General features: G+C 69.6%; 25 protein-coding genes and 3 pseudogenes. 12 read left to right on the top strand and 16 right to left on the bottom strand.

Annotation, left to right across the window (positions count from 1 at the left end; genetic code table 11):
• Positions 1–89: 89 nt before the first annotated feature.
• From N8I87_RS32975 to N8I87_RS32965, 3 genes are all read right to left on the bottom strand, one after another.
• Positions 90–1,223 (bottom strand): MFS transporter, encoded by a 1,134-nt coding sequence (locus N8I87_RS32975; protein ID WP_263214205.1) that lies wholly within the window; start codon positions 1,221–1,223, stop codon positions 90–92.
• Between the two features lie 65 nt (positions 1,224–1,288).
• Entirely contained in the window at positions 1,289–2,185 is an 897-nt protein-coding gene (locus N8I87_RS32970; protein ID WP_263214203.1) for a M48 family metalloprotease, read from the bottom strand.
• Between the two features lie 26 nt (positions 2,186–2,211).
• Positions 2,212–2,604, bottom strand: a complete 393-nt coding sequence (locus tag N8I87_RS32965) for a BlaI/MecI/CopY family transcriptional regulator (RefSeq protein ID WP_263214202.1) — start codon at positions 2,602–2,604, stop codon at positions 2,212–2,214.
• 176 nt (positions 2,605–2,780) lie between these two features.
• On the opposite strand from N8I87_RS32965, the gene N8I87_RS32960 reads away from it, so the two are divergent.
• The 4 genes and pseudogenes from N8I87_RS32960 to N8I87_RS32945 all read left to right on the top strand — a co-directional run bounded on the left by N8I87_RS32960 (position 2,781) and on the right by N8I87_RS32945 (position 5,880).
• Entirely contained in the window at positions 2,781–3,464 is a 684-nt protein-coding gene (locus tag N8I87_RS32960) for a ferric reductase-like transmembrane domain-containing protein (RefSeq protein WP_263214201.1), read from the top strand.
• A 5-nt stretch (positions 3,465–3,469) separates the two neighbouring features.
• Positions 3,470–3,754, top strand: coding sequence for a ferredoxin (locus N8I87_RS32955; protein ID WP_263214200.1), 285 nt, complete (start codon positions 3,470–3,472; stop codon positions 3,752–3,754).
• The gene (locus tag N8I87_RS32950; RefSeq protein WP_263214199.1) at positions 3,751–4,992 is read left to right on the top strand and encodes an NAD(P)/FAD-dependent oxidoreductase; all 1,242 of its coding nucleotides are present in this window, start codon (positions 3,751–3,753) and stop codon (positions 4,990–4,992) included. Before N8I87_RS32955 ends, N8I87_RS32950 begins: the two co-directional genes overlap by 4 nt.
• A 354-nt stretch (positions 4,993–5,346) precedes the next feature.
• Positions 5,347–5,880 (top strand): annotated as a pseudogene (locus N8I87_RS32945) (hypothetical protein).
• Between the two features lie 78 nt (positions 5,881–5,958).
• Here N8I87_RS32945 and N8I87_RS32940 read toward each other — a convergent pair.
• Both N8I87_RS32940 and N8I87_RS32935 read right to left on the bottom strand, forming a co-directional pair.
• A complete protein-coding gene (locus N8I87_RS32940) occupies positions 5,959–7,209 on the bottom strand; it encodes an MFS transporter (protein WP_263214197.1) in 1,251 nt (416 codons plus the stop codon).
• Positions 7,210–7,216: 7 nt separating this feature from the next.
• A complete protein-coding gene (locus N8I87_RS32935; protein WP_263216776.1) occupies positions 7,217–8,590 on the bottom strand; it encodes an NAD(P)-binding domain-containing protein in 1,374 nt (457 codons plus the stop codon).
• A gap of 260 nt (positions 8,591–8,850) precedes the next feature.
• Between N8I87_RS32935 and N8I87_RS32930 the strand changes: the two genes are divergently transcribed.
• Both N8I87_RS32930 and N8I87_RS32925 read left to right on the top strand, forming a co-directional pair.
• Positions 8,851–9,228 carry an ArsR/SmtB family transcription factor gene (locus N8I87_RS32930; RefSeq protein ID WP_263214195.1) on the top strand — a complete coding sequence of 126 codons (378 nt, stop codon included), beginning with the start codon at positions 8,851–8,853 and terminating at the stop codon, positions 9,226–9,228.
• Positions 9,229–9,291: 63 nt separating this feature from the next.
• The gene (locus N8I87_RS32925; protein WP_402424635.1) at positions 9,292–9,765 is read left to right on the top strand and encodes a GNAT family N-acetyltransferase; all 474 of its coding nucleotides are present in this window, start codon (positions 9,292–9,294) and stop codon (positions 9,763–9,765) included.
• A 7-nt stretch (positions 9,766–9,772) separates the two neighbouring features.
• On the opposite strand, the gene N8I87_RS32920 is transcribed toward N8I87_RS32925, so the two are convergent.
• The 4 genes from N8I87_RS32920 to N8I87_RS32905 all read right to left on the bottom strand — a co-directional run bounded on the left by N8I87_RS32920 (position 9,773) and on the right by N8I87_RS32905 (position 13,284).
• Positions 9,773–11,011, bottom strand: a complete 1,239-nt coding sequence (locus N8I87_RS32920; protein ID WP_263214192.1) for an MFS transporter — start codon at positions 11,009–11,011, stop codon at positions 9,773–9,775.
• A 67-nt stretch (positions 11,012–11,078) separates the two neighbouring features.
• A complete protein-coding gene (locus N8I87_RS32915; RefSeq protein WP_263214190.1) occupies positions 11,079–12,146 on the bottom strand; it encodes an ArsO family NAD(P)H-dependent flavin-containing monooxygenase in 1,068 nt (355 codons plus the stop codon).
• On the bottom strand, positions 12,143–12,931 hold the full coding sequence (locus N8I87_RS32910) for an aquaporin (RefSeq protein WP_263214188.1): 789 nt from the start codon (positions 12,929–12,931) through the stop codon (positions 12,143–12,145). Before N8I87_RS32910 ends, N8I87_RS32915 begins: the two co-directional genes overlap by 4 nt.
• A gap of 38 nt (positions 12,932–12,969) precedes the next feature.
• Positions 12,970–13,284: an ArsR/SmtB family transcription factor gene (locus N8I87_RS32905; RefSeq protein WP_053764272.1), complete on the bottom strand. Its 315-nt coding sequence runs from the start codon at positions 13,282–13,284 to the stop codon at positions 12,970–12,972.
• Between the two features lie 102 nt (positions 13,285–13,386).
• On the opposite strand from N8I87_RS32905, the gene N8I87_RS32900 reads away from it, so the two are divergent.
• The 5 genes from N8I87_RS32900 (at position 13,387) to N8I87_RS32880 (ending at position 19,150) form a co-directional block, all read left to right on the top strand.
• Complete coding sequence (locus N8I87_RS32900) at positions 13,387–14,022, top strand: arsenate-mycothiol transferase ArsC (RefSeq protein ID WP_263214184.1); 636 nt, start codon at positions 13,387–13,389, stop codon at positions 14,020–14,022.
• A gap of 48 nt (positions 14,023–14,070) precedes the next feature.
• Positions 14,071–14,490 carry an arsenate reductase ArsC gene (locus N8I87_RS32895; RefSeq protein ID WP_263214183.1) on the top strand — a complete coding sequence of 140 codons (420 nt, stop codon included), beginning with the start codon at positions 14,071–14,073 and terminating at the stop codon, positions 14,488–14,490.
• A 257-nt stretch (positions 14,491–14,747) separates the two neighbouring features.
• Entirely contained in the window at positions 14,748–15,083 is a 336-nt protein-coding gene (locus N8I87_RS32890; RefSeq protein WP_263214180.1) for an AbiTii domain-containing protein, read from the top strand.
• A 795-nt stretch (positions 15,084–15,878) separates the two neighbouring features.
• On the top strand, positions 15,879–17,222 hold the full coding sequence (locus tag N8I87_RS32885) for an endonuclease VII domain-containing protein (protein WP_263214177.1): 1,344 nt from the start codon (positions 15,879–15,881) through the stop codon (positions 17,220–17,222).
• Positions 17,223–17,464: 242 nt separating this feature from the next.
• On the top strand, positions 17,465–19,150 hold the full coding sequence (locus N8I87_RS32880) for a ribonuclease J (protein WP_263214175.1): 1,686 nt from the start codon (positions 17,465–17,467) through the stop codon (positions 19,148–19,150).
• Between the two features lie 806 nt (positions 19,151–19,956).
• On the opposite strand, the gene N8I87_RS32875 is transcribed toward N8I87_RS32880, so the two are convergent.
• Positions 19,957–20,160 carry a cold-shock protein gene (locus N8I87_RS32875; protein WP_123545149.1) on the bottom strand — a complete coding sequence of 68 codons (204 nt, stop codon included), beginning with the start codon at positions 20,158–20,160 and terminating at the stop codon, positions 19,957–19,959.
• A 244-nt stretch (positions 20,161–20,404) separates the two neighbouring features.
• A complete protein-coding gene (locus N8I87_RS32870; protein WP_150944300.1) occupies positions 20,405–20,743 on the bottom strand; it encodes a helix-turn-helix domain-containing protein in 339 nt (112 codons plus the stop codon).
• A gap of 989 nt (positions 20,744–21,732) precedes the next feature.
• Here N8I87_RS32870 and N8I87_RS32865 point away from each other — a divergent pair.
• Positions 21,733–22,079: pseudogene (locus tag N8I87_RS32865) on the top strand (hypothetical protein).
• A 101-nt stretch (positions 22,080–22,180) separates the two neighbouring features.
• Here the strand turns inward: N8I87_RS32865 and N8I87_RS32860 are convergent.
• From N8I87_RS32860 to N8I87_RS32840, 5 genes and pseudogenes are all read right to left on the bottom strand, one after another.
• On the bottom strand, positions 22,181–22,489 hold the full coding sequence (locus N8I87_RS32860; protein ID WP_161065176.1) for an SCO5918 family protein: 309 nt from the start codon (positions 22,487–22,489) through the stop codon (positions 22,181–22,183).
• A 49-nt stretch (positions 22,490–22,538) separates the two neighbouring features.
• Positions 22,539–22,939, bottom strand: a pseudogene (locus N8I87_RS32855) (CBS domain-containing protein).
• A 46-nt stretch (positions 22,940–22,985) separates the two neighbouring features.
• A complete protein-coding gene (locus N8I87_RS32850) occupies positions 22,986–24,479 on the bottom strand; it encodes a DEAD/DEAH box helicase (protein WP_263214169.1) in 1,494 nt (497 codons plus the stop codon).
• A gap of 321 nt (positions 24,480–24,800) precedes the next feature.
• The gene (locus N8I87_RS32845) at positions 24,801–25,004 is read right to left on the bottom strand and encodes a cold-shock protein (RefSeq protein ID WP_006136369.1); all 204 of its coding nucleotides are present in this window, start codon (positions 25,002–25,004) and stop codon (positions 24,801–24,803) included.
• A gap of 526 nt (positions 25,005–25,530) precedes the next feature.
• Entirely contained in the window at positions 25,531–26,019 is a 489-nt protein-coding gene (locus N8I87_RS32840) for a GNAT family N-acetyltransferase (RefSeq protein WP_263214165.1), read from the bottom strand.
• Between the last annotated feature and the right edge of the window lie 164 nt (positions 26,020–26,183).

Raw genomic sequence — 26,183 nt, 5'->3', positions numbered from 1 at the left:
GAGTCGCCCGGTGAGCCTAGCCCTGCGTTGTGTGACCGGAGTTGGAAGAAGCGGTCAAGGACACGTCAATATTGGTTTGCCGGTGTTGGTCAGCCGTTGGCTTGCCGGTTGCGGCCGAGGACGGACAGCGCGGCGGCCAGGACGAGGGCAACAGCGCCGGAAATCAGAAGCGGGGCATGCCCGTCGGGACCCCAGGCAAGCCCGGCCCACAGCCCGGCGAAGAGGACGGCGGCGCCGGTGGCACCCTGGTAGAGGCCCTGGGCCGTGCCCTGCTGGCGGTCAGGAACGAGGGTGGAGATCCAGGCTTTGCCGACCCCGTCGGTGCAGGCGGCGAATCCGCCGTACAGCGGCAGGACGACGAAGACCAGCCAGGGCGCATGGATGAGTCCGAGGCCCAGGTATCCGACGGCGAAGAAGACCAGGCCCGCCGCGAACACGAGCGGGCGCGGCAAACGGTCGGACAGGGCTCCGGCGGGGTAGGACAGGGCGGCGTAAGCGAGGTTGTAGACCGCGTAGGCGCCGACGACTCCGGCCGTGGACAGGCCCAACTCGTGGGCGCGCAGCAGGAGCAGCGCGTCGGGGAAATTGATCAGGTTGAAGGCGATCAGCGCCGCCAGAACGCGCCAGTACGGGCGGGGCAGAGCTCTCCACCGTGTACGTACGGCCTTCGCCGAAGCGCCGTTCTCCCGGCCGGGGTCGCGGACCACGGCGACCAGGGCGACCGAGGCGACAGCCGGGATCACCGCGACCCAGAACAACGGCCGCAGACGGTGGTCGAGGCCCTCGTACAGCGCGAGACCCGCCAGCGGCCCGACCACGGCTCCGGCGGTGTCGGCCGCCCGGTGCAGCCCGAACACCCTGCCGCGCTGCCGGTGCGGCACGCCGTCGACGAGGAGGGCATCGCGCGGGGCGCCCCGCACCCCCTTGCCGAGCCGGTCGACCACCCGCGCCACCAGCACCAACGGCCACACAGTGGCAAGGGCGATGAGCAGCTTCCCCAGGGCGGCCAGCCCGTATCCGGCTCCGATCAGCGGGCGGCGGGCGAATCGGTCGGCCAGGCGCCCCGAGGCGACCTTGGTGACCGACGCGGCGCCCTCAGCGAGACCTTCGATCGCGCCGACCACGGCGGGCGGGGCGCCGAGCACGGTGGTCAGGAAGATCGGCAGGATCGGATAGAGGAGCTCACTGGCGGCGTCCTGAAGGAATGAGACCCCGCACAGCACTTTCACGTTGTGGGTCAGCCACGCCGGACGTGCTGCCGATGAACGCGTTGGCGTTGGGGGCCCGTTCACGGGTGCAAGATCTCCAGGAACCGGCCGAGCGCCGAGGTGGCGTCGGCCAGCGCGAGTGCCGTCGCGGTGACCAGGGACGCAGCCAGCAGCGCGGCGCTTCGGCGGCTTTCCGGGCGAGCGCCCTGCAGGGCACGGACCCGCTCGGTCACCTGGTGGCTCAGGTAGGCCAGCGCCGTGGCGGGTCCCCGGCCGGTGCCGGCGAGGGCGGCTCGGGCCAGGGAACGGGCCGCGAGCGGCCGGCTGGCCACCGCGTGGGCGGCGTCCTCGTCGGCCCAACGCTCCAGTGCGAAGCCGAGTTCGCCGCGCAGACGCCTCAGGATGGGGTTGAGCGCAGAGGCCATCTCGCCCAGGGCCGCGTAATGGTGGTGTCGGTGAGCCAGGTGGGCATGCTCGTGTGCCAGCAGCACCGCCCGTTCGTCGACAGGCAGCGCACGCAGCATGCCGGAGGTGACCACGATCCGCCGGGGCCGGCCGGGCAGGGCGTAGGCGTCCGGCTGGTCGTCGGCCAGCACGATCAGGTCGCCGGCCGCAGGCAGGCGCCGCAGACCGGCCAGTGCCCGCATCTCACGGCGGCGCCGCCACACAGTGCGCGCAAGCCTGAACAGGCCGCAGGACAGCAGAGCGGCAGCCAGCACCCCGAGCGTGCGCGGCACCGGGTCGGCGGCGGCGAGCGCGGCGGGGTCAGGACGTGTATAGGCGATGACCTCGCCGATGCGGCCCAGGCCACCGGCCGCCAGGACCAGCAGACCCCAGACCGTGGACAGCGCCGCCACCGCCGAGATGGCCGCCAGCATGCGGGCCGCGGCAGCCGGTGCGAGCTGCCGGGCCAGACGAGGGCCGACGGCAGCCAGCACGGCGGGCACCAGAAGCAGGAGGTACACGGTCAGGTACACGAACGTCGTCGCCTTTCCGGACCCGCTCAGTCCGTGGAGTCGAGCAGGGCGCGCAGGGCGGTCTGCTGGTCGGCGTCCAGGGTGTCCACGAAGTGCTGGAGCACCTCGGCGCGGTGGCCGGTGCGGCGCAGCGCGGCGTTCATCTCCTGGGCGGCCACCTCCGCCGCTGCCCGGCTGGGCGTATAGGCGTACGCACGGCCCACGGGCTCTCGATCCACCAGACCCTTGGCGCGGAGGCGGCCGAGTACGGTCAGCACGGTCTTGTAGACCAGACCGTCGCCGAGCTGCTGGTGAACCTCAGCGGCGGTCATCGGCCCGTCGCCGGCCCACAGCGCGGCCATGATCTCCGCCTCCAGCGCCCCGGCCGGACGCCGGGCACCCGCCTCCACAGCGTCGGCCCGATCGCGTGGGCTCGGCATGGTCAGCTCCCTTTCCTTCCCGTCCGCCGTCCGTCGTTCCGAGGGCGGGGACACTCCTTTGTCGCACATCCTGTAAGACTCAGGCTAGTCTCACAGCATGTAAGACTTCGCGGAGCCGTGCTGCTTCGGCGGAGCAGTTCGTCGCGCACAGCGCCACCCGTGCAAGGAGAACGACCTTGGCTTCGACCGCAACGACCCGGTGGCCGGCGCGGGCCACCATACTGGCCCTGCCCCTCGCCCTGTCACTGGCCGCGATGCCCGCCGCCCACGCCGACACCCTCGCCGAGGGCCCCTACACCCCCTACGACCAGGGCGTACGGCACGTCGCCACCCTCGCCGGGTACCTCTCCTACGGGCTGATGGCGCTGGCGGTGTGCTTCGGCATCCTGACCACCACCGGATGGGCCCGCCGCAGCGTGCGACGCGAGACCCTCTACGGCGGGCACATGATGCTCGCGGTGATCTGCCTGGCCTTCGGCTGCATCCACGGCATCGCCTACGCCTTCCAGACCGGCCAGCACTTCTCGTACGTCAACGTGGTCATCCCGTTCGTCAACGGCGGCGAGCCGGAGGTCGCCTTCGGCATCATCGGTCTGGAGCTCGGCCTCGCGGTCGCCGTCTCGATCTGGGTCCAGCGCAAGCTGGGCTACCGCCGCTGGCACCTGGTGCACTACCTCGCCTATCCCGCCTTCGGCCTGTCGCTGCTGCACACCATCACCGCCTCCGCCGAGGTCCAGGCTCTCGGCCTGCTCGGCATCTTCGTGCTCGGCATCGCCGCCGCTCCCATCCTGCTGTTCGTGCTGCGGCTGCTGCCGGCCACCACTGCGGTCGCCACCCGTATCGCCCCGCAGGAGGTGTGACGCCGGTGTCCTCATCCCACACCGCGGTCAACGCCTTCGGCCCGCACGTCACCGTCCCCACCGCAGCCCCTGCCGCTGCGGCGCCAGCGGTGAAGGTCAGCGTCGACAACAACCACTGCGAGCTGTACGGCATCTGCCAGCAGGAAGCGCCACAGGTCTTCGACCTCGGCCCCGACGGCCGTCTGCGCTACGACGCCGCCCCCGACGCCTCCCACACCCCGGCGGTCCGTCAGGCCGCCCGCTGCTGCCCCATGCAGGCCATCACCCTCACCACCCGGGAGAAGCAGTGACGAGCGCGGCCACCAACCGCATCGCCGTCGTCGGCACCGGCCTCGCCGGCCTGTCCGCCGCTGAACGCCTCCGCGAACTCGGCTGGCGCGGCGAGATCACCATGATCGGCGAGGAACCCCACCGCCCCTACAACCGCACCCCGCTGTCCAAGCAGCTCCTCACCGGCGATCGCCAACCCCCGGACCTGGCCCTGGTCACCCACACCGAACTGGACGCCTCCTGGCGCCTGGGCACCCGCGCCCTCGGCCTGGACATCGACCGGCGGGAACTACTCCTGCCAGGCGGCGAACAGCTCCCCTTCGACGGCCTGGTCATCGCCTCCGGCGTCGACGCCCGCCACCTGCCCGGCACCCCTCTGCACTCCGACCGGGTCTGGATGCTGCGCACCCTGGCTGACGCGCGCAACATCGACGCCGCCCTCGCCAAGGCCCGGCACGTGGCGGTGATCGGCGGCGGCTTCATCGGCTGCGAGATCGCCTGCACCGCCCGCACCCGCGCCGTCGACGTCACGATCATCGACGTCAGCCCCACCCTGCTCCACCGCTCCCTCGGCCCCGCCCTCGGCACCGTCGTCGGCGACCTGCACCGCGACCACGGAGTGCGCCTCCACCTCGGGGAAGGCGTGCACGGCTGGTCCGAGGACAACCGAGGCGTGACCGTACTGCTGGACAATGGCGAGACCGTCCGCGCCGACGCCGCCGTGGTCGGCGTGGGCACCATGCCCCGCACCGACTGGCTCTGGCACACCGGCCTCGACATCACCGACGGCGTCCTGTGCGCCCCCACAACACATGCCCTCGGAGCGGACGGCTACCCGGTCGACGGCATCGTCGCCGCCGGAGACGTAGCCCGCTGGCCCAACCTCCGCTTCGACGACACCCCGCGCCGCGTCGAACACTGGATCAACACCATCGAAATGGGCCGCCACGCCGCCGACGCCCTCCTCCAAGGCCCCCAGGACGCCGCACCCTTCACCCCGGTGCCCCGCTTCTGGTCCCACCAGCACGGCGTACGCATCCAGTCCGCCGGCATGCCCGGACTCGGCACCGACATGACGATCCTCGACGGCGACCCCGCCAAGCGACGCCTGGTGGCGGGGTACACCCGCCCAGGCCCCGACGGCACCCCCGTCCTGGTGGGTACGGTCGCCCTGGACTCCCCCCGCACCCTGCTCGACTACCACGACCGGATCGGCCACCCCCTGGCCGCCATCCCGAGTCGCCGCCGAGCCGCCTGAGAGGCCATGCCGACTGCACAGACAGCGAGCCCGAGGCAAGCGACGTCAGCCACATCCGTGACCGTCGCACCTCGGGCAGCAATCTCCAACTCGTTCCTGCCGCCCGCCCAATCCGGGAACCCCGCTCGATTCAAGCGCCGTTCTCCCGAGCGGTTCCCAGCCCCGACTGCCCATGCCCTGCGGCAGGCGGCGTACGCCAACGCAACGCGCTACCCCATCTCGGCGACCGCACGAGCGGTCACCGATCTCGGCCCACCTGAACCGCGTTCCGGCCGGTCCGGCACGTCACTACCCGGCCCCCGCGGCGAATCTCACTACGCTGACCGGCGGGATGCCCCGGCGAAGAGGGAGACCATGACGTACGACAGCGACCGCATCGAAGCCCTGCTCGACGAAGGCGTCCGTGACAAGGTGTACCCCGGCACGGTGGGGGCCGTCGGCGACACCACTGGCGTCCGAGCCCAGGGCGCCACCGGCGTCCTCGACCCCGACGAGCCGGACATCCCGATGCGTGCCGACACCGTCTTCGACGCCAGCCTCACGACACCGACAGCCACCTCAAGGGAACAGCCCACGACTTCTCCGCACGCCTCCTGGGCGGCGTCTGCGGCATCGCCGGCGTCTTCACCGTCCTCGACGACCTTGCTGCCTTCCTGCGCTACATGCTGAACATTGGGACCGACACCGCGCCAAGGCATGTTCTGGCATCCCGCCCCTGGCACCACCGCCGAACAGGACACATGGGTCCACTACGGCTTCACGGGAACAGGAGCCTCACCCACCAGGGGCCTGCGGGCAGTGCTCCTGACCAACAAGCTCTACTACACCCGCGACCGCGGACCACTGACCGATGTCCGCAACGCCTTCCGTGAACTCGCCTTCATGTAAGCAGTGCGTGTGGCCGCATGCAGGAAACGTCGTAGGCCGCCATTCACGTCGGACGACGTCGGACGTGAGCCGAGCCCCTCACAGCCGCAACGCATTCCGCTGCTTCGCTTTGGCCTGAGCAAGTCCGTGCCCCGATCCAGCGGCCAATACGGCAGCGGCGAACGAGGTCACCGCAAGCACTGCGAACAGAGAGGCGTAACCGCCCAGTTCGCGCGCAAGTGCGGCCCCGGCAAAGGGAGCCAGTGCGCCGGCGATGGTGGCAGGTGCCGCCAGGACAGCCGAGAGCCTGCCGTAATGAGTCGCGCCCCAGCGGTCGGTTACTGCGGTGGCCTGGAGCAAGGTGAGATTGCCCCGCACCATGCCCGCGCCGATGGCAAGGGCAAGCAGCAGCGGATAGGGACCTGGCACGAGTGCGAACGCCACCGTGGTGGCTCCTCCCGCGCTGATCAGCAGCACCGTGCGGCTGGTGACGCTCGTACATCGGGCCAGAGAGGCGTAGAGCGTACGGCCGAGAGTCTGGCCCGCACCGCCGAGACCGAGGGCCCACGCAGCGGCGGTCGGGCTGAAGCCGCGGACGATGAGCAGCGGAACGAGGGCGATGACGACGGCGTACATGGCGAAACTGTTCAGCGTCAGCGCTGCGGCGAGAAGCAGGAACGGCCGGCTGCGAACCACTGACCGGTTGCCATCGGCCGTGCGGACGTGTGGCGTGGGCGCTGGTGGCCATGGAGCCCGCAGCGCGAGGGCGTGAGCGGGGATGGTGACCGAGGCGAGAAGTGCAGCCAACAGCGTGTACGTGGTACGCCAGTTGAGGTGCTCTGAGAGTGCGGCGGTCAGGGGTGCGAAGGCGGTGGAGGCCAGGCCGCCCGCAAGCGTGACGACGGTCAAGGCGCGTACACGCTGTTCGCCCCACCAACGCGTCACGGCGGCGAAGGCGGGCTGGTAGAAGGTCGCGGCCATGGACATTCCCGCCAGCAGCCAGGCGACGGTGAAGGTCAAGAGATTGGGCGCGTGGGCGATCGCCAGCAACGCGACGGCTCCGAGCACAGATCCAGTGGTCATGACGGCGCGCGGCCCGCGGCGGTCGAGAATACGGCCGACCGGAATGCCGGTGAGGGCGGAAATGAGGAGGGCGCCGGAGAAAGCAGCGGTTGTTGCGGTCGTCGACCATCCGGTGGCGGCGGCGATCTGGGGGTTCAGGACGGGGAATGCGTAGTAGACGATCCCCCAGCTGGTGATCTGCGTGGCGCAGAGCGCGGGCAGGGCGGCACGAGGCCGTGATCGGTCCCCCGTACCGATCACGGCCTCGCTGGTCTGGAGGTTGTCCATCGGCGGGTCAGCAGCCGCCCGAGGAGGCGGGGGCGCTGAGGCCGATCTGAAGGGTGGCCGGGGCGGCGCAGCAGCCTCCGCCTTCGCCGCCCTGGGCGGCGTCGGGGTCGTCGTACAGGCCGGCGCCGCCGCACACACCGGTCTCCGGCAGGGTCAGTTCGACGCGCTCGGCGGCCTCCCGGTCACCGGCGAGGGCGGCGGTGATGGAACGGACCTGCTCGTAGCCGGTCATCGCCAGGAACGTGGGGGCGCGGCCGTAGGACTTCATGCCGACCAGATAGATGTCCTTCTCCGGGTGGGACAGTTCGTTCACGCCGTGCGGGTAGACCGTGCCGCAGGAGTGCATGTTCGGGTCGATGAGCGGGGCCAGCGCGGTCGGGGCCTGGAGGCGCTCGTCGAGGCCCAGGCGGACCTCGGAGAGGAAGGACAGGTCGGGCCGGAAGCCGGTCAGCACGATCACCTCGTCCACCGGGTCCAGGCGACGGCCGTCCTCGGCGACAAGTACCAACTGGTCGCCGTCGCGTTCCACGGCGTGGGTACGGAATCCGGTTACCGCGGAGGCGTGGCCGGCCTCGACGGCGGCCTTGGCGCGCAGGCCCAGGGCGCCTCGGGCGGGGAGCTGGTCGGCCTCGCCGCCGCCGAAGGTGTTCGCTCCGATGCCGCGCCGCAGGACCCATGCTGCGTGCGTGCCGGGCTCGTCCTTGGCCAGGTCGGCGAGGTAGGCGAGCGCGGTGAAGGCGGAAGCTCCGGAGCCGATGACGGCGGTGCGCTTGCCCGCGTACCGGGCGCGAACAGCGGGGTCCCTCAGGTCGGGGACACGATAGGAGACACGGCCGGCTGCCGACTTCTCGCCGAGCGCGGGCAGGCCGTCGGCGCCCATCGGGCTGGGGATGAACCAGGTGCCGGAGGCGTCGATGACGACGCGGGCGCTGATGCGCTCCTCGCCACCGTCGGCGAGCTCGATGTGCACGGTGAAGGGCTGCTCGTCGCGGTCGGCGTCGACGATCCGGTCACGGCCCGCCCGGGCCACCCCGGTGACCGTGGTGCCGTAGCGGACCTTGTCGCCGAGGGCGTCGGCGAGCGGCTGGAGGTACTGCACGGCCCAGTCTCCGCCGGTGGGGTAAGTGGCGCCGTCGGGGCGGACCCAGCCGGTGGGAGCTAGCAGCTTCTCGGCGGCCGGGTCGGTGACCTCGGCCCACGGGGAGAACAGGCGGACGTGCGTCCAGTCGCGTACGGCGGTTCCGGCGGAGGGGCCGGCCTCCAGGACCAGCGGTTCGATCCCACGCTCGACGAGGTGGGCGGCGGCTGCCAGGCCTACCGGGCCGGCGCCGATGACGATGACGGGCAGCTGGCCGGTGGTGGGCACGCTGTTGGTGGACACAGCCACGGGATCCCCCTTTGATTCGACGTCTGTCGATGTCTTGCGGCGCCCAGCATGGCATCTGCATCGATGAGCGTCAACATAGACATTCACCGAATCAGCGGACGGGGGACGTTACGGACCGATGCGGCGGCGAGCGAGGGTGGCCGGTCGAGGCTGGCGGTGACGCCCGCGTCGCATGGCGCCCAACAGGTCACCTCACTCATCGGTGAACCATTCACCCCTCGCCCACTTGATTCGACATGTGTCAACATAGACGCATGTCGAATACGAAGCTGCTCCCGCTGATAGAGCCCGAAGCCGCCGACGCTGTGGCGCCGTGCTGCCCGCCGCTCACCGAGCGCCCGTTCACGGCGGAGGAGGCCGAGACGGCCGCGCGGATGTTCAAGGCGTTGGGCGACCCGGTGCGGCTGCGGCTGTTCTCGGCGGTGGCCTCGCACGAGGGCGGCGAGGCGTGCGTGTGCGACATCTCGGACGTCGGCGTCTCCCAGCCGACCGTCTCCCACCACCTGAAAAAGCTGAAGGAGGCTGGGCTGCTGACTTCCGAGCGGCGCGGCACCTGGGTGTACTACCGGGTCGAGCCGTCCGTACTGGCCGCCATGGGCAAGCTGCTGACTATCGCGCCGGCCGCAGCCTGACCAGCGAACGGGGACGAGAGGTACGCCGCCATGTCTAGCCCGACCAGTGTGACCATCACGCCAATGGCCGCTGCGCATGCCGACGAGGTTCTGACGATCTACCAGGCAGGGATCGATGAGGGCAACGCCACCTTCGAGACGACGGCCCCAACCTGGCAGGCGTTCGACTCCGCGAAGCTGCCCGAGCACCGCTTCGTCGCCCTCGCCGAGGACGAGGCAGTGCTCGGCTGGGTCGCCGCCACCACGGTCTCCGACCGCTGCGCCTACGCCGGTGTCATCGAGCACTCCGTCTACGTCGATCCCGACGCCCGGGGCCGCGGAGTGGCCTCTGCCCTACTCAAGGCGCTGATCGACTCCACCGAGGCGGCGGGTGTCTGGACTATCCAGTCCGGCATCTTCCCCGAGAACACCGCCAGCATCGCACTGCACCAGCGGGCCGGGTTCCGCATCATCGGCACCCGCGAGCGCATCGGCCGCCACCACGGGCGCTGGCGGGATGTCGTCCTCGTCGAACGTCGCAGCCCGCTGGTCGACTGAGCAATGGTCAGCCGGTGGGGCGGGCGGCCGTGAACAGCAGCCCTGCCAGGGCGAGGAGCATCCACGCCGTGAGGTAGGCGAAGGCGACCGCCGGGGAGAACACGGACCACAGGACGCCCACCAGGGTCGACGCGGCGAGGTTGCCCAAGGACTGAACGGTGGCCAGCAGTCCGAATGCCGAGCCGCGCAGTTCCTTCGGGGCGAGTGCGGCGACGGCCGAGTGCTGGGCCGTCTCCACCGCGCCGATGCCGGCCCCGGCAAGGATGAAGGGGATCGCCAGGACGATCAGGGCAGCGCCGGTGACCGCGAACAGGCCGTAGGAGACGGCGAACGCCGCAACACCGCCTGTCAGCACGAGCACCGGACCGCGCACACCGAGCCGGTCGGCCAGGCGTCCTGCCGGGATCGAGGCGGCGGTCGCGGCGACGTTGTACGCGGTGTAGAGGCCGAGCGCGATGGTCGTCGCCGTCTGCGTGCCGTGTCCGGGAGTGAGCAGGTCGGTCGCGCGCAGGATCAGCAGGGTTGCGGCGACGTTGCCGACCTCGAAGGCGGCGACCGCGGCCATCAGCCGCCCCAGTTCGCCGCGCAGTACGGGGCGTACGCGGATCCGCAGCGGCACCTTGTCCCGGCTGGTCGGCTCGGGCGTGTGGCGGATGGCGTAGATGATCGCGGCAGCCGCCAGCAGGCCCGGGATCACGGACAGCCCGATCGCCCACTGCACGCCCAACCAGGCGACCAGGCCGAGGGCGAGGAGCGGTCCGAAGATGGCGCCGAGGTTGTCCATCATCCGCTCGAAGCCGTACGCCCGCCCGTAGGCGCCCGCCGGGACGATGTCCGCCAGCAGCGCGTTGCGAGCGGGAACCCGAAGCCCACGCGCCGTCCAGGCCGCTGCCCGCAGCACGCCGACCTGCCACACCGAGCTCGCGGCAGCGGTGGCGGCGCCGAGCACGGCGGTGGTGGTGTAGCCGCCGACGGCGACCCTGCGCCGCCGTGCCGGGTCGTCGGCCAGGACGCCGCCACCGAAGCGGGCGGCTCCGGCGAGCGCGTCCGAGACGCCCTCGATCGCGCCCAGTGCGGCAGCTGGCGCGCCGAGCGTGGAGGTCAGCAGGGACGGAAGCAGGGCCGTGGGGATCTCGTGGCCGACATCGGCCAGGAAGCTGGCGGCTCCGATCCCCCGCACTCCAGGGGTCAGCCATCGTTCCTGTTCAGGCCTCGAGGAGAGGTCGGAGGCGGGAGTCGTCGTCACGATCGGCAGTCTCCCTTACCCGCTGGAAGGCACGGCACTGGAGGAAGACACGATTGTGCCGCTGCTCTTACGCCGTTCCGGCCGCAAGCAGCGCACTGATCTCACGGGCGGCATCGCGCGCGGGGCGGCCGACCCCGATGAGGGTGGCGGACGCGGGGCCGGTCCAGTCGCCGTAGCCGAGCAGATGCAGGCGCGGCTCGTCCGCCGCGCGCGTGCCGACGGTGGCGATGTGGCCACGTCGGCCCCGGAGCTGAAGCGGTGCGAGGTGGGAGAGAGCGGGCCGGAACCCGGTGCACCAGATGATGGCGTCGGCCCCGGCGCGGGTGCCGTCGGACCATTCAACGCCGCCGGGGACCAGGCGGGTGAAGATCGGGCTGGCCTTGAGCAGGCCGCGGTCGCGGGCTTCGCGGACGGGCGGGACGGCGACGATGTCACCGAGGGAGGCCACGCCACCGGTGTCGGTGCGGCCTTCGTCGAGGGCGCGGCGGCGGGCGGTGGCCGCGTCGAACAGGGCGCGGCCGCCGATGTCGTCGGCCAGGAAGCGGGGCGGGCGCTGGGTGACCCAGGTCAGCTCGGTGTCGTATGCGAGGTCGGCGGTGATCTGCGCGCCGGAGTTGCCGCCGCCCACCACGATCACGCGACCGCCGGAGAATTCCTGCGGCCGCCGGTATTCGACGGTGTGCAGCTGGCGACCGCCGAAGTCCCCGCGGCCTGGGACGGCGGGGAGGAACGGGCGCCACCAGGTACCGGTCGCGCTGATCACGGCTCGCGCATGCCAGGTGCCCGAGTCGGTCTCGACGCGCAGGAGTTGGCCGTCCCGGTGGACGCCGTGGACGTACACGGGCCGTTCGACGGGCAGCTCGTACCGCTTCTCGTAGTCGGCCAGGTACTCCACCACGTGCTGCGCGTCGGGGTAGGTGGCGCCGGTCTGCGGCGGCATGAGGCGGCCGGGCAGTGAGGAGTACGAGGCCGGGGAGAACAGGCGCAGGGAGTCCCAGGGGTGCTGCCAGGCGCCGCCCGGCGTGGTCTGGGCGTCGAGGATGACGAAGTCGAGACCTAGGCGGCGCAGGTGGTATCCGGCGGCGAGCCCGGACTGGCCGCCGCCGACCACCACTACCTGGGACGTGCGCGTCACTCGGCGGCTTCCCGGCCGGGCATGAAGATGAGGGCCACCAGCGCCAGGCCGACCACGGTGCCGATCAGCTGCATGCCGATGAACCCTGCGACCGAGCTGGGCGCGATGCCAGCGAAGGTGTCGGTGAAGGCGCGGCCGATGGTCACCGCCGGGTTGGCGAAGGACGTGGACGAGGTGAACCAGTACGCGGCGCCGATGTAGGAGGCGACCGCGACAGGAGCGAAGCGGAGGCGGTCGGTGCGGGCCAGGCCGAAGATCAGCAGGATCAGGCCGGCGGTCGCGACGACCTCGCCGAGCAGCAGGTGCCCTGCCGACCGGTCATGGGTGGACCACTTCACCAGCGGCTCGCCGAACATCGCATCGGCCAGGACCGAGCCCGCGATCGCCCCGACGATCTGCGAGGGGACGTACACGGCCGTCTCGCGCAGGGTGACTCCGGCGCCGCCGCGGCGGGCAGTCCACCACTCGGCCAGGGTGACGGCCGGGTTGAAGTGCGCGCCGGAGACCGGGCCGAGCAGGGCGATCAGGACGCCGAGGCCGAAGACGGTGGCCGTGGAATTGGCCAGCAGCTGGAGGCCGACGTCCTTGGTCAGTTCGGTGGCCTGGATGCCGGAGCCGACCACGACCGCGACCAGAGCCGCCGTGCCGACCAGTTCGGCTGCGGCCTTGGCGAGCAGCGGAGGCGCCTGCGGCGGGGTGGCGCCCGGGGCCGACTGCGGCTCAGCGGCCGGGGCTATGGGCGACTGGCCAGCTCTGTCGTGCTCGGTGGCCTCGGTGGTGGTCAACAGGTCTCCTCGGTGCGGGTCGCCGTAAAGGCGGGTGATCAGGGGCAGGACCGCTTGACGTTGTTCTCGGCGGTGGCACGCGCGGTCTCCGCGAGGTCGGCGAACTGACCGGCAAGCGAGGCGATGACGTCGGGCTTGAGGCGGTAGTAGGTGAACCGGCCGCATGGCTCCGTCTCCACGACCCCCGCCTCGCGCAGCACCTTCAGGTGGTTGGAGAGGTTGGTCTGTCTGGCCCCCGTCTCCTCGATCAGGTGGGTGCTGCAGAGCGTCTCCTTGGCGAGCAGGGTGACGATCTGGAGGCGGAGCGGGTCCGCCAGGACCCGCAACAGATCAGTGTCGACTGACGTCAGCATGGACTGATACTCTCACATCACTCCGGGCTGATACCAGCCTGAGCTGATCCCTGGGACCCGCATCCCCACACCTGTGGGGACCCACGCCCCGAAGGGGTTCCCATGACCGCATCCCCGCCCCCTGTCCTGCCCGACGAACGCCTCGCGGCCGGCATCGCCCGCCTCGCCGTCCGCTACCGCGGGCACTTCTCCCCGGAGACCATCCAGCGCCTGATCATCGACTCCTACGAACGGCTCGCCGAGCACGCCCGCATCCGTACCCACCTGGTGGTGCTGGCGGAGCACCTGGCCACGGAGCGGCTGGACGCGTTCGCGCATGTTCAGGGGGCACCGGGCAGTGGCCTGCCGCGGGTGCTGTTCGTGTGCAGCCACAACGCCGGCCGCTCCCAGACGGCCGCCGCCCTCCTCGCCCACCGGGTGAACGGCAGCATGGTCGTCTCCTCGGCGGGCACGCACCCGGCGGCCGCGGTCGAACCGGTCGTCGCGCAGGTACTGACCGAGGCCGGAGTGGACCTGACGGACGCATTCCCCAAGCCGCTGACCGACGAGGTCGTGCAGGCCGCCGACATCGTCATCACGATGGGCTGTGGCGACGCCTGCCCGATCGTCCCCGGCCGCCGCTACCTGGACTGGCCCGTCACCGATCCCGAGGGCGCCCCGATCGCCGTCGTCCGCAGCATCCGCGACGAGATCGACGCCCACATCACCCAGCTGCTCGACTCGCTGCCGAGCACCTGAAACCGACTCCTCCATCACCCTCTTGATCCACTTACGAAGGAAGAACCAATGTCCTCCAGCCCGCTCGCCTCCGTGCTGTTCGTCTGCGTCCACAACGCCGGGCGTTCGCAGATGGCCGCCGGATTCCTCTCCCGCCTCGCGGGTGACCGGATCGAGGTCCGCTCCGCCGGCTCCATCCCGGGCGAGCAGGTCAACCCCGCCGCGGTGGAGGCCATGAAGGAGGTCGGCATCGACATCTCCGAGGCGAAGCCGAAGATCCTGACCACCGAGGCCGTCCAGGCGTCCGACTACGTCATCACCATGGGCTGCGGCGACGCCTGCCCGATCTTCCCCGGCAAGAAGTACCTCGACTGGGCCCTGGAGGACCCGGCCGGCAAGGGCGTGGAGGCTGTCCGCCCGATCCGCGACGAGATCAAGACCCGCATCGAGGCCCTGATCGCCGAGATTGACGCCAAGCGGGAAGCGTGACCTCGTGACCGGCAGCGGGATACGCGAGGTCATCCCGGCCCCGCCGGAAATACCGCTGCCCGCCAGCCTCGATCTTTCGCGATGGGCCGCCGACGGAGTCGGGGGCCCCTTTGTTTGCTGGTAGTCGAGGGCGGGCCGGCCGAGGGCCCGGGTGCGGTCTCCGGTGAACGCCCGGTTCCACTGCGCCAGGCTGCATCCTCGCACCAGGGCAACGAATCCGACCGGTGTTGTCAGTGGGGCCATGCAAACTGGATGCCGTGACGACACCCGACGTCCGAGGACTAGAGCAGCTTGAGCGCGCCGTCCTAGACGACGCTGCCTCTCTCGCCACTGCGCTCCGGCAGTGCCTCATGTTGGCCGGCTACGCGCGCCATGAGGAGCTGCGCGCATGGGCGCTGAAAGAGCTGGAGGGGTACGCGGCGTCCGATGAGCTGCCCTCTTACCGGAAGGTGCCAGCCGCGCTCGAAGTCGTGGTCGATCTCTACCTTCCAGGTCAGATCATTCGGGACAATACCCAGCGGGTCAGTCCAAACCAACTACCTCAACATGCCCAGTTGCCGGTACCGGACCGCGTCAGACGGTCAGAATCGTGAGGACGCCACAACAATCGGTAGGCCCCTATCGAGACACGCCCTGCCAGTTCGGCACCGACAACGCACCACCCCGACCACCGGCCGACACTGTGACAGCAGGACATTTCGGTCAGAAATATCATGAGTCAGACCCTGGGCCCGGGATAGCACCCACTCATCCTCCCGCCCCTCGCAACACCCGAACCCTCTGTGCTCCAACTCGACCGCTGACCGGAACTATGCGATAGCGGGCGTTCGTTGATGACAGGGATGTGTTCAAGAGAGACGCAGCAGTGACGTGCGTTGAGGCAGACTCCCTCCTCTGCGGAGCGAACTCCTGATCCTGAAGGTGGACCAACGCCTCTTCGTCAAGCATCTACTGGAACGCTGCCCGCAACTCCAACTCTCCACGGCCTCGTGGGTTCCTTCCCGGAAATCTTCAACAAGGCGCAGTCCTGATGGACCGCTGGATCACGAGCGGCCGCCAGCGGCCTCGCCCCGCCCGTCCGCTTCGCCGCTGGCCTGCTGGACGGCCTCGACGCGGTGCACGCCGCCGTGACTCTGCCCTACAGCTCGGACGTCGCCGAGGGCAGAATCACGAACCTGAAAGACTCTGGTGCTCAATTCGTCCTGACGCGGGGACCGCTGATGCGCGAGGGTGCCTTCCCCGATTCTTGACGTACTGATCGTGAGACTGCGGGCACGGGAGGCGCTGACGAACCAGATGCTCAGGCATAAAGAGTGGGGGGCGGCCAACGCAGCTGATCGAGGCGCTTGTAGTCCCGTTGCCGCGTGGTAGGCCGCTAGCCTGTCGGCATGCCAGAGCGTGTCATGCCCGGTCGCACGGACGGCCTGATCACCCTGGGTGCCGCGGACGCTCTGTGGGTCGATTTGACGGCCGACGGTGCTGTGCCGACGGCTTCTGGGGCATTCACCTGCTCTCCTGCCCATGCCCGGGCGGGGTACGTCCTGCTCGGCGGCCATGTGGTGGCGACGGTGAGGGCGAGCGGCGGTCAGTGGAGTGTTCCGGAGGTTGAGGTGCGCCGGGCCGCCGCCGAACTGAGAGCAGTTGGGATGGATCGGCAGGACCTGGTCCGCATCGGTCCGTTTCGTGGGGCGCCAAGGCGGGAGTGCAACGAGGAGACGCCGCTGCGTTGGCGTCAGCGCATCACGCGGGAACTGCAGGAGCTGGGCGGCCCCCAGCGCGCAACACGACGTGAAGACGGTCGGCCGTTCCATCTGGCGGGGATCGACTGGCCACAGATACTCGTGGAGCAGACCCGCGACGGGACGCAGCGGACGTGGTGGCTGCCGCGCGCTGTGGTCAGGCTGCTCGACGCGGCCGAGCACAACGAAACGCAATGGGTGCAAGCCGCGCGGACCCGCCAGCCAAGCGCAGCCGCCATCGAGCCGCCCTCCCGCCCCCGGCAGGCCAAAGACGCCGACAGCCGGCAAACGACGAGTCCCCGGGACCCCACCGCCTCGCTGCGCCCGTACAACGGAGAGCTGGAAGGCCAGCGGTACTCAGTGCTCAGCAGGAGGCCCGGTACCTCCCGCAGGGTGACCGGGTGGGCGTGCGCCGTCTGCCGCACCGCGCCCGCCACCGTACTCGACCACTGCCACGAACACGGCTACGTCCGCGCCCCCGTCTGCCAGTCCTGCAACACACTGGAACGCCCCGACCACCTGTATAGCAACGACATCCGCGTGGCGAACCGCTACACACGCCTCTTCCACACCGACACCGACCACTGGCTCCGCCACTGGCACCGCTGCCCCGGATGCCGCGCACGCACCACCTTGCCCCTGCCGCACCTCGCCGCATGGACCGCCCACATAGCCTGCCGATCGCTACGCCCCACCCACCGCGCCCCCCGCGGGCGCAAGCCCTGCGGCATGCTGCGCGTGTCCTGGACAGGAAGCCAGAACGCCCCCCGTTCCTGCTTGCTCACAGTCGCCGTCGACTTCTGCCCCTCCGGCGAGCACCGTGTCCTGGCACAAGTCCCCTACCGTGCAGCCACCGAGCGGTTTCGTATCTGGCTGGCCGAGACGGCCCCTGCCGTGGCCGCCGCGGCCGGTCCTGATCGCCTGGACGACCTCCCCACCCAGTCCCGGCCAATCATCGCGGACACCAGCGGCGAGGGCCTGGCACTGTTCTGATCGGGCACCGGGAGACCTGACACCCCAACATCACCTCGCAGCCACTGGCCCCCGACGCGCGACGCCACCCCGGCACACACCGCGGCCACTGCGGTCGCTGCGGCTGCGGTTGCGCTCCTGTCTTGGGGCAGCGGGCAGATGAGACGGATGCCGACCTGAGCCGGCGGCGGGTCGTATCGAGCGCTCGTTGGATCGCACAGGCAATGGATCACCCCGTCCCGCTCTCCGGGTACCGTCAGGGTATGAGTCATCCGCACCCCGAGCTGAGAGCCGCCCCGCCCCTTCCCGAAGGAGGGCTGCGGGTCATCGCCCTGGGCGGCCTGGGTGAGATCGGCCGCAACATGACCGTCTTCGAGCACGCGGGCAAGCTGCTCATCGTCGACTGCGGCGTGCTGTTCCCCGAGGAGACCCAGCCCGGCGTGGACGTGATCCTGCCGGACTTCACCTCGATCCGGGACCGCCTGGACGACATCGTGGCCGTGGTCCTCACCCACGGCCACGAGGACCACATCGGCGGCGTGCCGTACCTGCTGCGCGAGCGGTCCGACATTCCCGTCGTCGGCTCCAAGCTGACGCTGGCGTTCCTGGAGGCCAAGCTCAAGGAACACGGCATCCGGCCGCGCACCGTGCGGGTGCGGGAGAGCGACCGGCGTGGTTTCGGGCCCTTCGACTGCGAGTTCGTGGCGGTCAACCATTCCATCCCCGACAGCCTCGCGGTCGCGATCCGCACCCGGGCCGGGATGGTGCTGCACACGGGCGACTTCAAGATGGACCAGTTCCCTCTCGACGACCGCATCACCGATCTGCGCGCCTTCGCCCGCCTCGGCGAGGAGGGCGTGGACCTGTTCCTCACCGACTCCACCAACGCCGAAGTACCTGGCTTCACCACCTCCGAGCGTGAGCTGAACCCGGCGATCGAGCAGGTGATGCGCACCGCGCCGCGCCGGGTCATCGTCTCCAGCTTCGCCAGCCACGTGCACCGTATCCAGCAGGTCCTGGACGCCGCCCACCAGCACGGCCGCAAGGTCGCCTTCGTCGGCCGGTCGATGGTCCGCACCATGGGCATCGCCCGTGACCTGGGCTATCTGAAGGTGCCCTCCGGTCTGGTCGTGAGCACCAAGGAGCTGGAGAAGCTCCCGGACCACAAGATCACTCTGGTGTGCACCGGCTCCCAGGGCGAACCGATGGCCGCGTTGTCACGGATGGCCAACCGCGACCACATGATCCGCATCGGCAAGGACGACACCGTCCTGCTCGCCAGCTCCCTCATCCCCGGCAACGAGAACGCCATCTACCGGGTGATCAACGGACTCACCCGGTGGGGCGCCCACGTGGTCCACAAGGGCAACGCCAAGGTGCACGTCTCCGGGCACGCCAGCGCCGGCGAACTCGTCTACTGCTACAACATCGTCAAACCCCGCAACGTCATGCCCGTGCACGGCGAATGGCGCCATCTGCGGGCCAACGGCGACCTCGCCATCCGCACCGGTGTCGACCCCGACCGCGTCGTCATCGCCGAGGACGGCGTCGTCGTCGACCTGGTCGACGGGCGCGCGTCCATCACCGGCAAGGTCCCCGCCTACAACGTCTACGTAGACGGCATGGAAGTCGGCGGCGCCACCGAAGCGTCCCTCAAGGACCGCCTCACCCTCGCCGCCGAAGGCGTGGTCACGGTGGTGGCGATCGTCGACGCGGACACAGGCGCCCTCGCCGAGGCCCCCGACTTCCTGGCCCGGGGCTTCGTCCACGATGACACCACCTTCGAGCCGGTCATCCCCGTCATCGAGAAGACCCTGGCCACCGCGGCCGAGGAAGGTGTCGGGGACGCGCGCCAACTCGAACAACTCGTCGCCCGCGCCGTCGCGAACTGGGCGTTCCGCACCCACCGCCGCAAACCCCTCATCATCCCCGTCATCATCGACGCCTGAACCACAGCCCGGCAGCACAGTCCCCGGTTCCGGCCGCGGCCCCGCCGGCATCGAGGCCGGGCACGGGAGTCAGCAGCCACCCCAGCAGGCCGGGGTGGCAACGCACTCCACATGATGACTCATCGGGAACACATCCCAAGTGTCGGACCATCCCAGCGGGACGCCGACACCGGAGCCAACCTCGCCGATGCCTCCGCCCGGCGGACGGGGCGGACCGTTCCTGGGCGATGACTCGGGAAGTTCTCCGATACCCCGCTTCAGCGGGCTCTCGGACAGGTGAAACGGTGTGCTCTGCCCCAGGCGACCGCGTCACCGGGGCAGGCGCCTGCGGCGGCGGCCCAGGCGCAGGCCGGGGAGGACGAAACCGGGACGCCAGTCGTGTGCCGCTCATGGTCGAGCACGTCGTGGCCCCGCCATTCCCTCATGTCTTCCGCCTCGAACACGGGGCGCCTTCCATCGCAGGTCAGCTGAAGACCGCTGTCTCGTCTTTCTCTCGCTCCTCTGTCCCTACCTGCCCCACGGAGCGCCGTACCCCGGAGAACAGCCGACTTGCAGACGGGACGGCGGACGGATTTCAAGCAGGGGGATACCCAAGGGACGGCCCCGCCCGTCGCGGAGCAACACCGGACCCCTCTCGCGCCGGCCTTCGCGCCGCAACAGCAGGGCCGCGCAGCAATGGCTGCGCGGCCCCTGATCCTGCGCCGGCCCGGCACGAGAGCGGGCGCCTTCGTCCAGGTGGCGGCTCGGCCCGCATGGGCGGCGGCCCCGGACGCGGCGTGCGCGATCCCTCGGGCAGGTCTGCGAGGTCAGGCCGGGTTGATGTTCTCGGCCTGCGGACCCTTCTGGCCCTGGGTGACGTCAAACGTCACGGCCTGGCCCTCCTGAAGCTCACGAAAGCCGGTGGAGTTGATCGCGGAGTAGTGCGCGAAGACATCCGGGCCGCCGCCGTCCTGGGCGATGAAGCCGAAGCCCTTCTCCGCGTTGAACCACTTCACAGTTCCCGTTGCCATGTCTTATGCCTTCCAGTCGATGAACGCCTCCCACTCCATGTGGCAGACGGAGGTGATCGCCCTGGTCCCTGCGGCACAGCACAGCAAAACGCCCACGCCAAAGGCGTGGGCAAGAGGGAATTCCGAACCACGACAGCTGACACAGACGTTACACGCCCACACACCGCGTCACCATAGGAAAGGATCACGCCGCACACCGAGACCGTGCGTGCGATGCCCGCCGGCGCTGACGAGCACGCTCATCTCATTCTGCTGCCGTCGGGTTCACTGATTCGGCGGCGCGGCGATATTCGGCGTTGATGCGCTGGGCTTCCTCGAGCTGGTCTTCGAGGATGACGATCCGGCAGGCAGCCTCGATGGGGGTGCCCCGATCGACGAGTTCCCGGGCGCGGGCGGCGATACGCAGTTGGTAGCGGGAGTAGCGGCGGTGGCCGCCTTCGGAGCGCAGGGGGGTGATCAGGCGGGCTTCGCCGAGGGCGCGGAGGAAGGCAGGGGTAGTGCCGAGCAACTCGGCGGCCCGACCCATGGTGTACGCGGGGTAATCGTCGTCGTCGAGACGGCCGAACGTGTCGTCTGCTGTCATTGCACCTCTCTGTGGAACGCGTTGAGGGGCCCTGGCGCCGTACTGGCACCAGGGCCCCGAAGGAACTACTACACCATCTGCCGGCCCTGATACTGCACCGGCCCTCTGTTTCCGCAGACCCGACCGAGACACTGTCGGGGGCGCGGGGATCGCGGTTGCTTGACCGGAGACCACCTCACTATCGATGTCCTGCGGTACCCGGGTCCAAGACTTCCGCCCGGGCGATCCTGATGGCGCTCGGCTCCTCCGTTCTTCCCTCTTGATCAACTACTCACTGACGGAAACTGCGAACTGCTGATACCGCAAACTGCTGGTGGCCTCGAACAGCGCCACTCTTCGGCAGCCAGCCCCGTCGCCCGTCCTGCGTCTGCTCCGGCTTGGAACCCCACTGCCGAACCTCCCGGTGCGCGCGCCCGCAGCCGACGCCTTCACCGAGGTACTGCTCACTGACTTCACTGCTGGGTACTGCGATCCTTCATTTACGGGTACTGCCACTGCGGTACTGCTCATGGTGGCCCCTGATCACTGCGGGCCACCCGGTCCGGCCGTCAGTCCCGTCACCGTCCTGCAACCGCCTTGGCTTCGGAACTCCACCACCGCACCGTCCTGCGAACTGCAACTGCGTTACTGCTGCCCGGCAGTTCATCTCTGCCGGGCCTCTCTCGATCTCGGCTACGAGAGAAACCATAACCACACCGCCACCCAATGTCTACTCCGGCTGGCATAGATTTTCGCGCTCTCAAAGATGAGGTAATGCGCCTCGACCGGTCCATGGGTGGTTCAAGCAGCTCCTAGGCTCAGTCCGGCGCTCACAGTCACCCACCGCCGTGCAGCACGTCGGGCTGAGCGTGGCGTCGCCGACTGCGCCGCGGCTACCGTCGGCGGGCACCGGCCAACACTGCGTCTCGCGAAGAACACCACCGCCCGGGACGGATACTTCCAGCCGCGACGCCTCGCAGGTCGGCCGTTGACGGGCGCGGCACGAGGGGCTGCGCCGCCCTCGACGATCCCGGGATGATCGAGCAGTCCGACCAGAGCGATCAGAGTCCCTGACCGTGGTCACCAGTGGCGCTGTCATCACCGGTCGACTGGTTCTCGCGGCCACGCGGAGGCAGAGGGTGTCTGATGTGCTGACGGATTCCGCCCGCTTGGGCGAGTTCGCCGCCGTCTTCGACTCACCGCGAAGAAGGACGGGCCGCCCACGCGTCTGCACTTCCATGTCGCCCGGCTCCTGGCGGGCACCCTGGGGAGCCCGGAGACGGGTGGGATGTACCGGGTTGTGATCGAGGACGTCAGCGCCTGGACCGGGGGCGACTTCAGCTATTCCGACCACTGAGCGACGGCGACGGGAACCCGCTGCACGCAGTGTGGGCCCGACCGGCGTACCGGTCGGGCCCACACTGCCGGTCAGATGTCGGCTCGTGCCTGTTTACCCGGTCAGACCGTCACGGGGGTGCCGAGCATCGCGGAGGCGTGCTGCAGCGAGCCGGGGATGCCCAGAGGCGCGGCCTTGGGGAGGGCTCGGCAGGTGAAGCCGAGCTGAGTCATGGCCCGGAGGACTTCGGCAGCGCTGAAGTCACGGCGGTCCTGGCGGGTGATGACTTGGCCGACTTGCTTGACGGGGTAGTGGCGGCGGCCGATGATCACCGATTCTCCGGTGACCGGTTCGGGCTTGATGCCCTTCATCGATTCCAGCACTCCGCCCTTGGTGAGCTCGAAGGGGAAGCGGGCGATGACGCAGCGCATGTGGCCTCACAGGGAGAGGGAAGAACGGTCCGCCCCGGGGCGACGCGTTTCAGCGGGTGGCGAGGATGCCCGGGGCGCTGCCTTGCTCGTCTACGACTCGCAGAGCACCGAGCCGACGGGAGCGCATCGCGTGCTTGGCTTCGCCATCGCGGTCACGGGTGAGGTGTACGATCCGTGGTCGCCGAGGATGTCGCGCAGGCGGACCCGGTCCGTGTGAGCGCCGCTGTCGCGGACGGCCGTGAGGTCGGTTCGGGTCACCAGGCCGATGCGCTGGTCGTCCTGGTCGCAGACGACCAGTCGGCCCGTGCGTGCGGCGGCCATGACGGCCAGCGCCACCTCGACGCTCATGTCGTCACAGACCTGCGGTCCGGCTGCGTCCATGACCTCCACCGCCGCCCTGTGCACGGGGTTGGCGTCCGCCGAGAGGGGCTGCATCTGAATCAGCGTCAAAGGGTGCCTCCTGCAGAGATGGGTCAACTTTCCGATCACGAAGGTTCTAGGCCACCGCGTCGAGGACGGGCCGGCGTACGGGGGCGCGCCGGGTCGCCGAGGAAGGGCGGCGTCGGCCTCGGGAGAAGGCGCTGCGCTTGGGGCGTTCGACCACCGGTGCGGTGATGACGACCGGGATGCCGGACGGGGCCTGGGCGCCGGTGATCCGGCTCAGGGCCTCGTCTCCCGAGCGGATCTGGGTGGTCTGCGGCCGGATTCCGGCGTCCGACATGAGGCGGACCATGCCGCGGCGCTGGTTCGGTGTGACGAGGGTGACGACGCTGCCGGACTCGCCGGCGCGGGCGGTACGGCCGCCGCGGTGGAGGTAGTCCTTGTGGTCGGCCGGCGGATCGACGTTGACGACCAGGTCGAGGTTGTCGACGTGGATGCCGCGCGCTGCGACATTGGTTGCCACCAGCACGGTGACGTGCCCCGTCTTGAACTGCGCCATCGTGCGGGTGCGTTGTGGCTGCGACTTGCCGCCGTGCAGCGCGGCGGCGCGTACCCCGCTGTTGAGCAGGTCCTGGGTCAGCCGGTCGACGGCGTGCTTGGTGTCCAAGAACATGATCACGCGGCCGTCGCGGGCGGCGATCTCGGTCGTGGCGGCGTGCTTGTCGGCGCCATGGACGTGCAGGACGTGGTGCTCCATCGTCGTGACCGTACCGGCCGACGAGTCGACCGAATGCACGACGGGGTCGGTCAGATAGCGGCGAACCAGCAGGTCGACGTTACGGTCCAAGGTGGCGGAGAACAGCATGCGCTGCCCCTCCGGACGCACCTGGTCGAGCAGCGCGGTGACCTGCGGCATGAAACCCATGTCGGCCATCTGGTCGGCCTCGTCCAGTACCGTGATGCTCACGTGGTTCAGCCTGCAGTCGCCACGGTCGATGAGGTCCTTGAGCCGTCCGGGCGTCGCGACGACGACCTCGGCCCCGCCCCGCAGCGCGCCGGCCTGCCGGCCGATCGACATCCCGCCCACCACCGTGGCCAGCCGCAGCCTGACGGAACGGGCGTACGGTGTGAGCGCGTCGGTCACCTGCTGCGCCAGCTCACGCGTCGGCACGAGGATCAGCCCAAGCGGCTGGCGGGGTTCAGCACGCTGTCCAGCGGTACGGGCGAGCAGGGCGAGGCCGAAGGCGAGGGTCTTGCCGGAACCGGTGCGCCCGCGGCCCAGTACGTCACGGCCCGCCAGGGAGTTCGGCAGCGTCGCTCCCTGGATCGGGAACGGTGCGGTCACACCCTGCTTGCCGAGTTCGGTCAGCAGGTGCTCGGGCATGTCGAGTTCGGCGAAGCCCTCAATGGGGGGCAGCGCGGGGGTGATCGTCCTGGGCAGCGCGAACTCACCTTGCACTGTGGCTGGCCGGCGGCCGTAACCGCCGGAACGGGCAGGGCCGCCGGAACGGCGCGGTGCCTGCGAGCCCGTGCGACTGCCGCCCTTTCCGGCGGCGGCTCTGCCGTTACGGGAGCGGTCGAAGCGATCGTTCGTGCGTGTGCGGTTCATGCGGAACCTTCCTCGATGTGGCGCATATCAAGGAATTCCCGCAGCAATGAGCGGCATGGGGAATTACAAGTATGGACCGGCGGCAAAAAACAGATTTGGGCCAGGCGAAATACCCCCGGGCACAGGTGCTGAAATGGGTGACGCGATGGGGACGTAAGATCCGGGCGTCGGCTGCAGCACAGCTCTTCAGGAGGAGCCGCGCGTGGTGAGACTACGGATTCCTCCGAGTCGCCCCATAGTTGAAATTGCTGCGGGGGATGTGTGCAGCTGGGGCCCGCACCCCGAAGGATGCGGGCCACAGCTACAAAATGTGCGTCAGCGTCAGGCCGGAACGATGTTCTCGGCCGTCGGGCCCTTCTGACCCTGCGCGATGTCGAAGGTTACCTTCTGACCTTCGAGGAGCTCACGGAAGCCCTGCGCGGCAATGTTCGAGTAGTGGGCGAACACGTCGGCGCCGCCACCGTCCTGCTCGATGAAGCCGAAGCCCTTTTCCGCGTTGAACCACTTCACGGTACCAGTAGCCATGTCATATCTCCTTCGGGGCAGTACATCGGGATCCGCACTGCGCGGACACCGTGTCGCCGCAATGATTACCCCGCCCGGAAATGACCGGAAATACAGAAGCGCCCCCAACCGACAGAACCGGGTGGGGCACTCGAAGTTTCGGGAACCACGACTGCAACCGAGATCGACGGTAGCACACTGGAACGGCCTGTACACATTACGTAATTCCGCTCCACTCAGTGCGACAAAAACTCTCACTACGCGGTCCGCCAAAGACTCACTTCGCAAGCACAGATATTGATCCACTCGGAGTGCTACGTTTCAGGAAGAGCGGTCTCACAAAGTGCAACCCTGACCGCCCGGGGGGCGACGACGTAAGCGGCTGTCCGTGAGACGCCTTCGAAAGGCGTCCAGCAGCACCCTCGCCTCGCTCCTGACGCGGGGAAGGGCCGCCGGCGCACGCGATCCCCCGCCAGGGCAGAGACGACGGTACACACGGAGCGCGCCATGCAGGCGAAGCCGGTGCCCTGCCAACCGGCACACCGCGTCATTCCGAAGGAATGCGAAACTCGAATTCGGGACGGTCCCACGGCACGGCGGGCGGGTTCGCAAACGCGGCCCCGGTCCGCACCGCACCCACGCGGTGGTAGAAGTCCTCGGCGGGAACATGCGACACGACCTTGACACGGTCGAGCCCGGCGGCACGGGCCTCGGACTGCATGTGCGCCACGAGCAGCCGTCCAATACCCCGCCCTTGCGCTTCGTCGGCGACGAACAGCAGGTCGAGCTCCGGTGGAGCGAGGACGAGCGAATAGAACCCGAGGACCCGGTCTCCATGCTCGTCGGCGCCGACGGCCACGAAGGTGCGGTGCGCCTCGATGTAATCAGGACCGACCCGGTAGCCCGCCACTGCGGCTGCGTACTTACCCTCGTAGGCGCCTGAGCCACGCACGAGCCGCGTGAGCCGTTTGGCATCCCGCGCGACTGCCCTCCGTATCGTGATCGGCTGACTTATCGGGGAAGTGCGTGAACCCATCTGGAGAGTATTTCGCACCGGGGAGTGCCATTGTGCGGCGGGTCGGCTGCTCGGGCAGGCGTTCCTGCACCGCTCCCGGGAACCACTCGCCCAGGCCCCGATCGACCACGTCACTGCCGCGGAACAGGTCGCCCGCCAGTAGCAGCTGGACGCCCAAACCGCTG

The sequence above is a fragment of the Streptomyces sp. HUAS 15-9 genome (assembly GCF_025642155.1).
Lineage (GTDB): Bacteria > Actinomycetota > Actinomycetes > Streptomycetales > Streptomycetaceae > Streptomyces.
The sequence above is the reverse complement of the archived record's forward strand: the minus strand, read 5'-3'. Positions and strand labels throughout refer to the sequence as shown.

Bases quoted from the DNA above. Each gene is read 5' to 3' on its own strand.
- N8I87_RS32860 (WP_161065176.1), bottom strand. From the start codon at position 22,489: ATGCGCTGCGTCATCGCCCGCTTCCCCTTCGAGCTCACCAAGGGCGGA.
- N8I87_RS32925 (WP_402424635.1), top strand. From the start codon at position 9,292: ATGGCCGCTGCGCATGCCGACGAGGTTCTGACGATCTACCAGGCAGGG.
- N8I87_RS32965 (WP_263214202.1), bottom strand. From the start codon at position 2,604: ATGCCGAGCCCACGCGATCGGGCCGACGCTGTGGAGGCGGGTGCCCGG.
- N8I87_RS32895 (WP_263214183.1), top strand. From the start codon at position 14,071: ATGTCCTCCAGCCCGCTCGCCTCCGTGCTGTTCGTCTGCGTCCACAAC.
- N8I87_RS32905 (WP_053764272.1), bottom strand. From the start codon at position 13,284: ATGCTGACGTCAGTCGACACTGATCTGTTGCGGGTCCTGGCGGACCCG.
- N8I87_RS32870 (WP_150944300.1), bottom strand. From the start codon at position 20,743: ATGACAGCAGACGACACGTTCGGCCGTCTCGACGACGACGATTACCCC.
- N8I87_RS32875 (WP_123545149.1), bottom strand. From the start codon at position 20,160: ATGGCAACGGGAACTGTGAAGTGGTTCAACGCGGAGAAGGGCTTCGGC.
- N8I87_RS32940 (WP_263214197.1), bottom strand. From the start codon at position 7,209: ATGGACAACCTCCAGACCAGCGAGGCCGTGATCGGTACGGGGGACCGA.
- N8I87_RS32840 (WP_263214165.1), bottom strand. From the start codon at position 26,019: ATGGGTTCACGCACTTCCCCGATAAGTCAGCCGATCACGATACGGAGG.
- N8I87_RS32850 (WP_263214169.1), bottom strand. From the start codon at position 24,479: ATGAACCGCACACGCACGAACGATCGCTTCGACCGCTCCCGTAACGGC.
- N8I87_RS32845 (WP_006136369.1), bottom strand. From the start codon at position 25,004: ATGGCTACTGGTACCGTGAAGTGGTTCAACGCGGAAAAGGGCTTCGGC.
- N8I87_RS32900 (WP_263214184.1), top strand. From the start codon at position 13,387: ATGACCGCATCCCCGCCCCCTGTCCTGCCCGACGAACGCCTCGCGGCC.
- N8I87_RS32880 (WP_263214175.1), top strand. From the start codon at position 17,465: ATGAGTCATCCGCACCCCGAGCTGAGAGCCGCCCCGCCCCTTCCCGAA.
- N8I87_RS32930 (WP_263214195.1), top strand. From the start codon at position 8,851: ATGTCGAATACGAAGCTGCTCCCGCTGATAGAGCCCGAAGCCGCCGAC.
- N8I87_RS32885 (WP_263214177.1), top strand. From the start codon at position 15,879: ATGCCAGAGCGTGTCATGCCCGGTCGCACGGACGGCCTGATCACCCTG.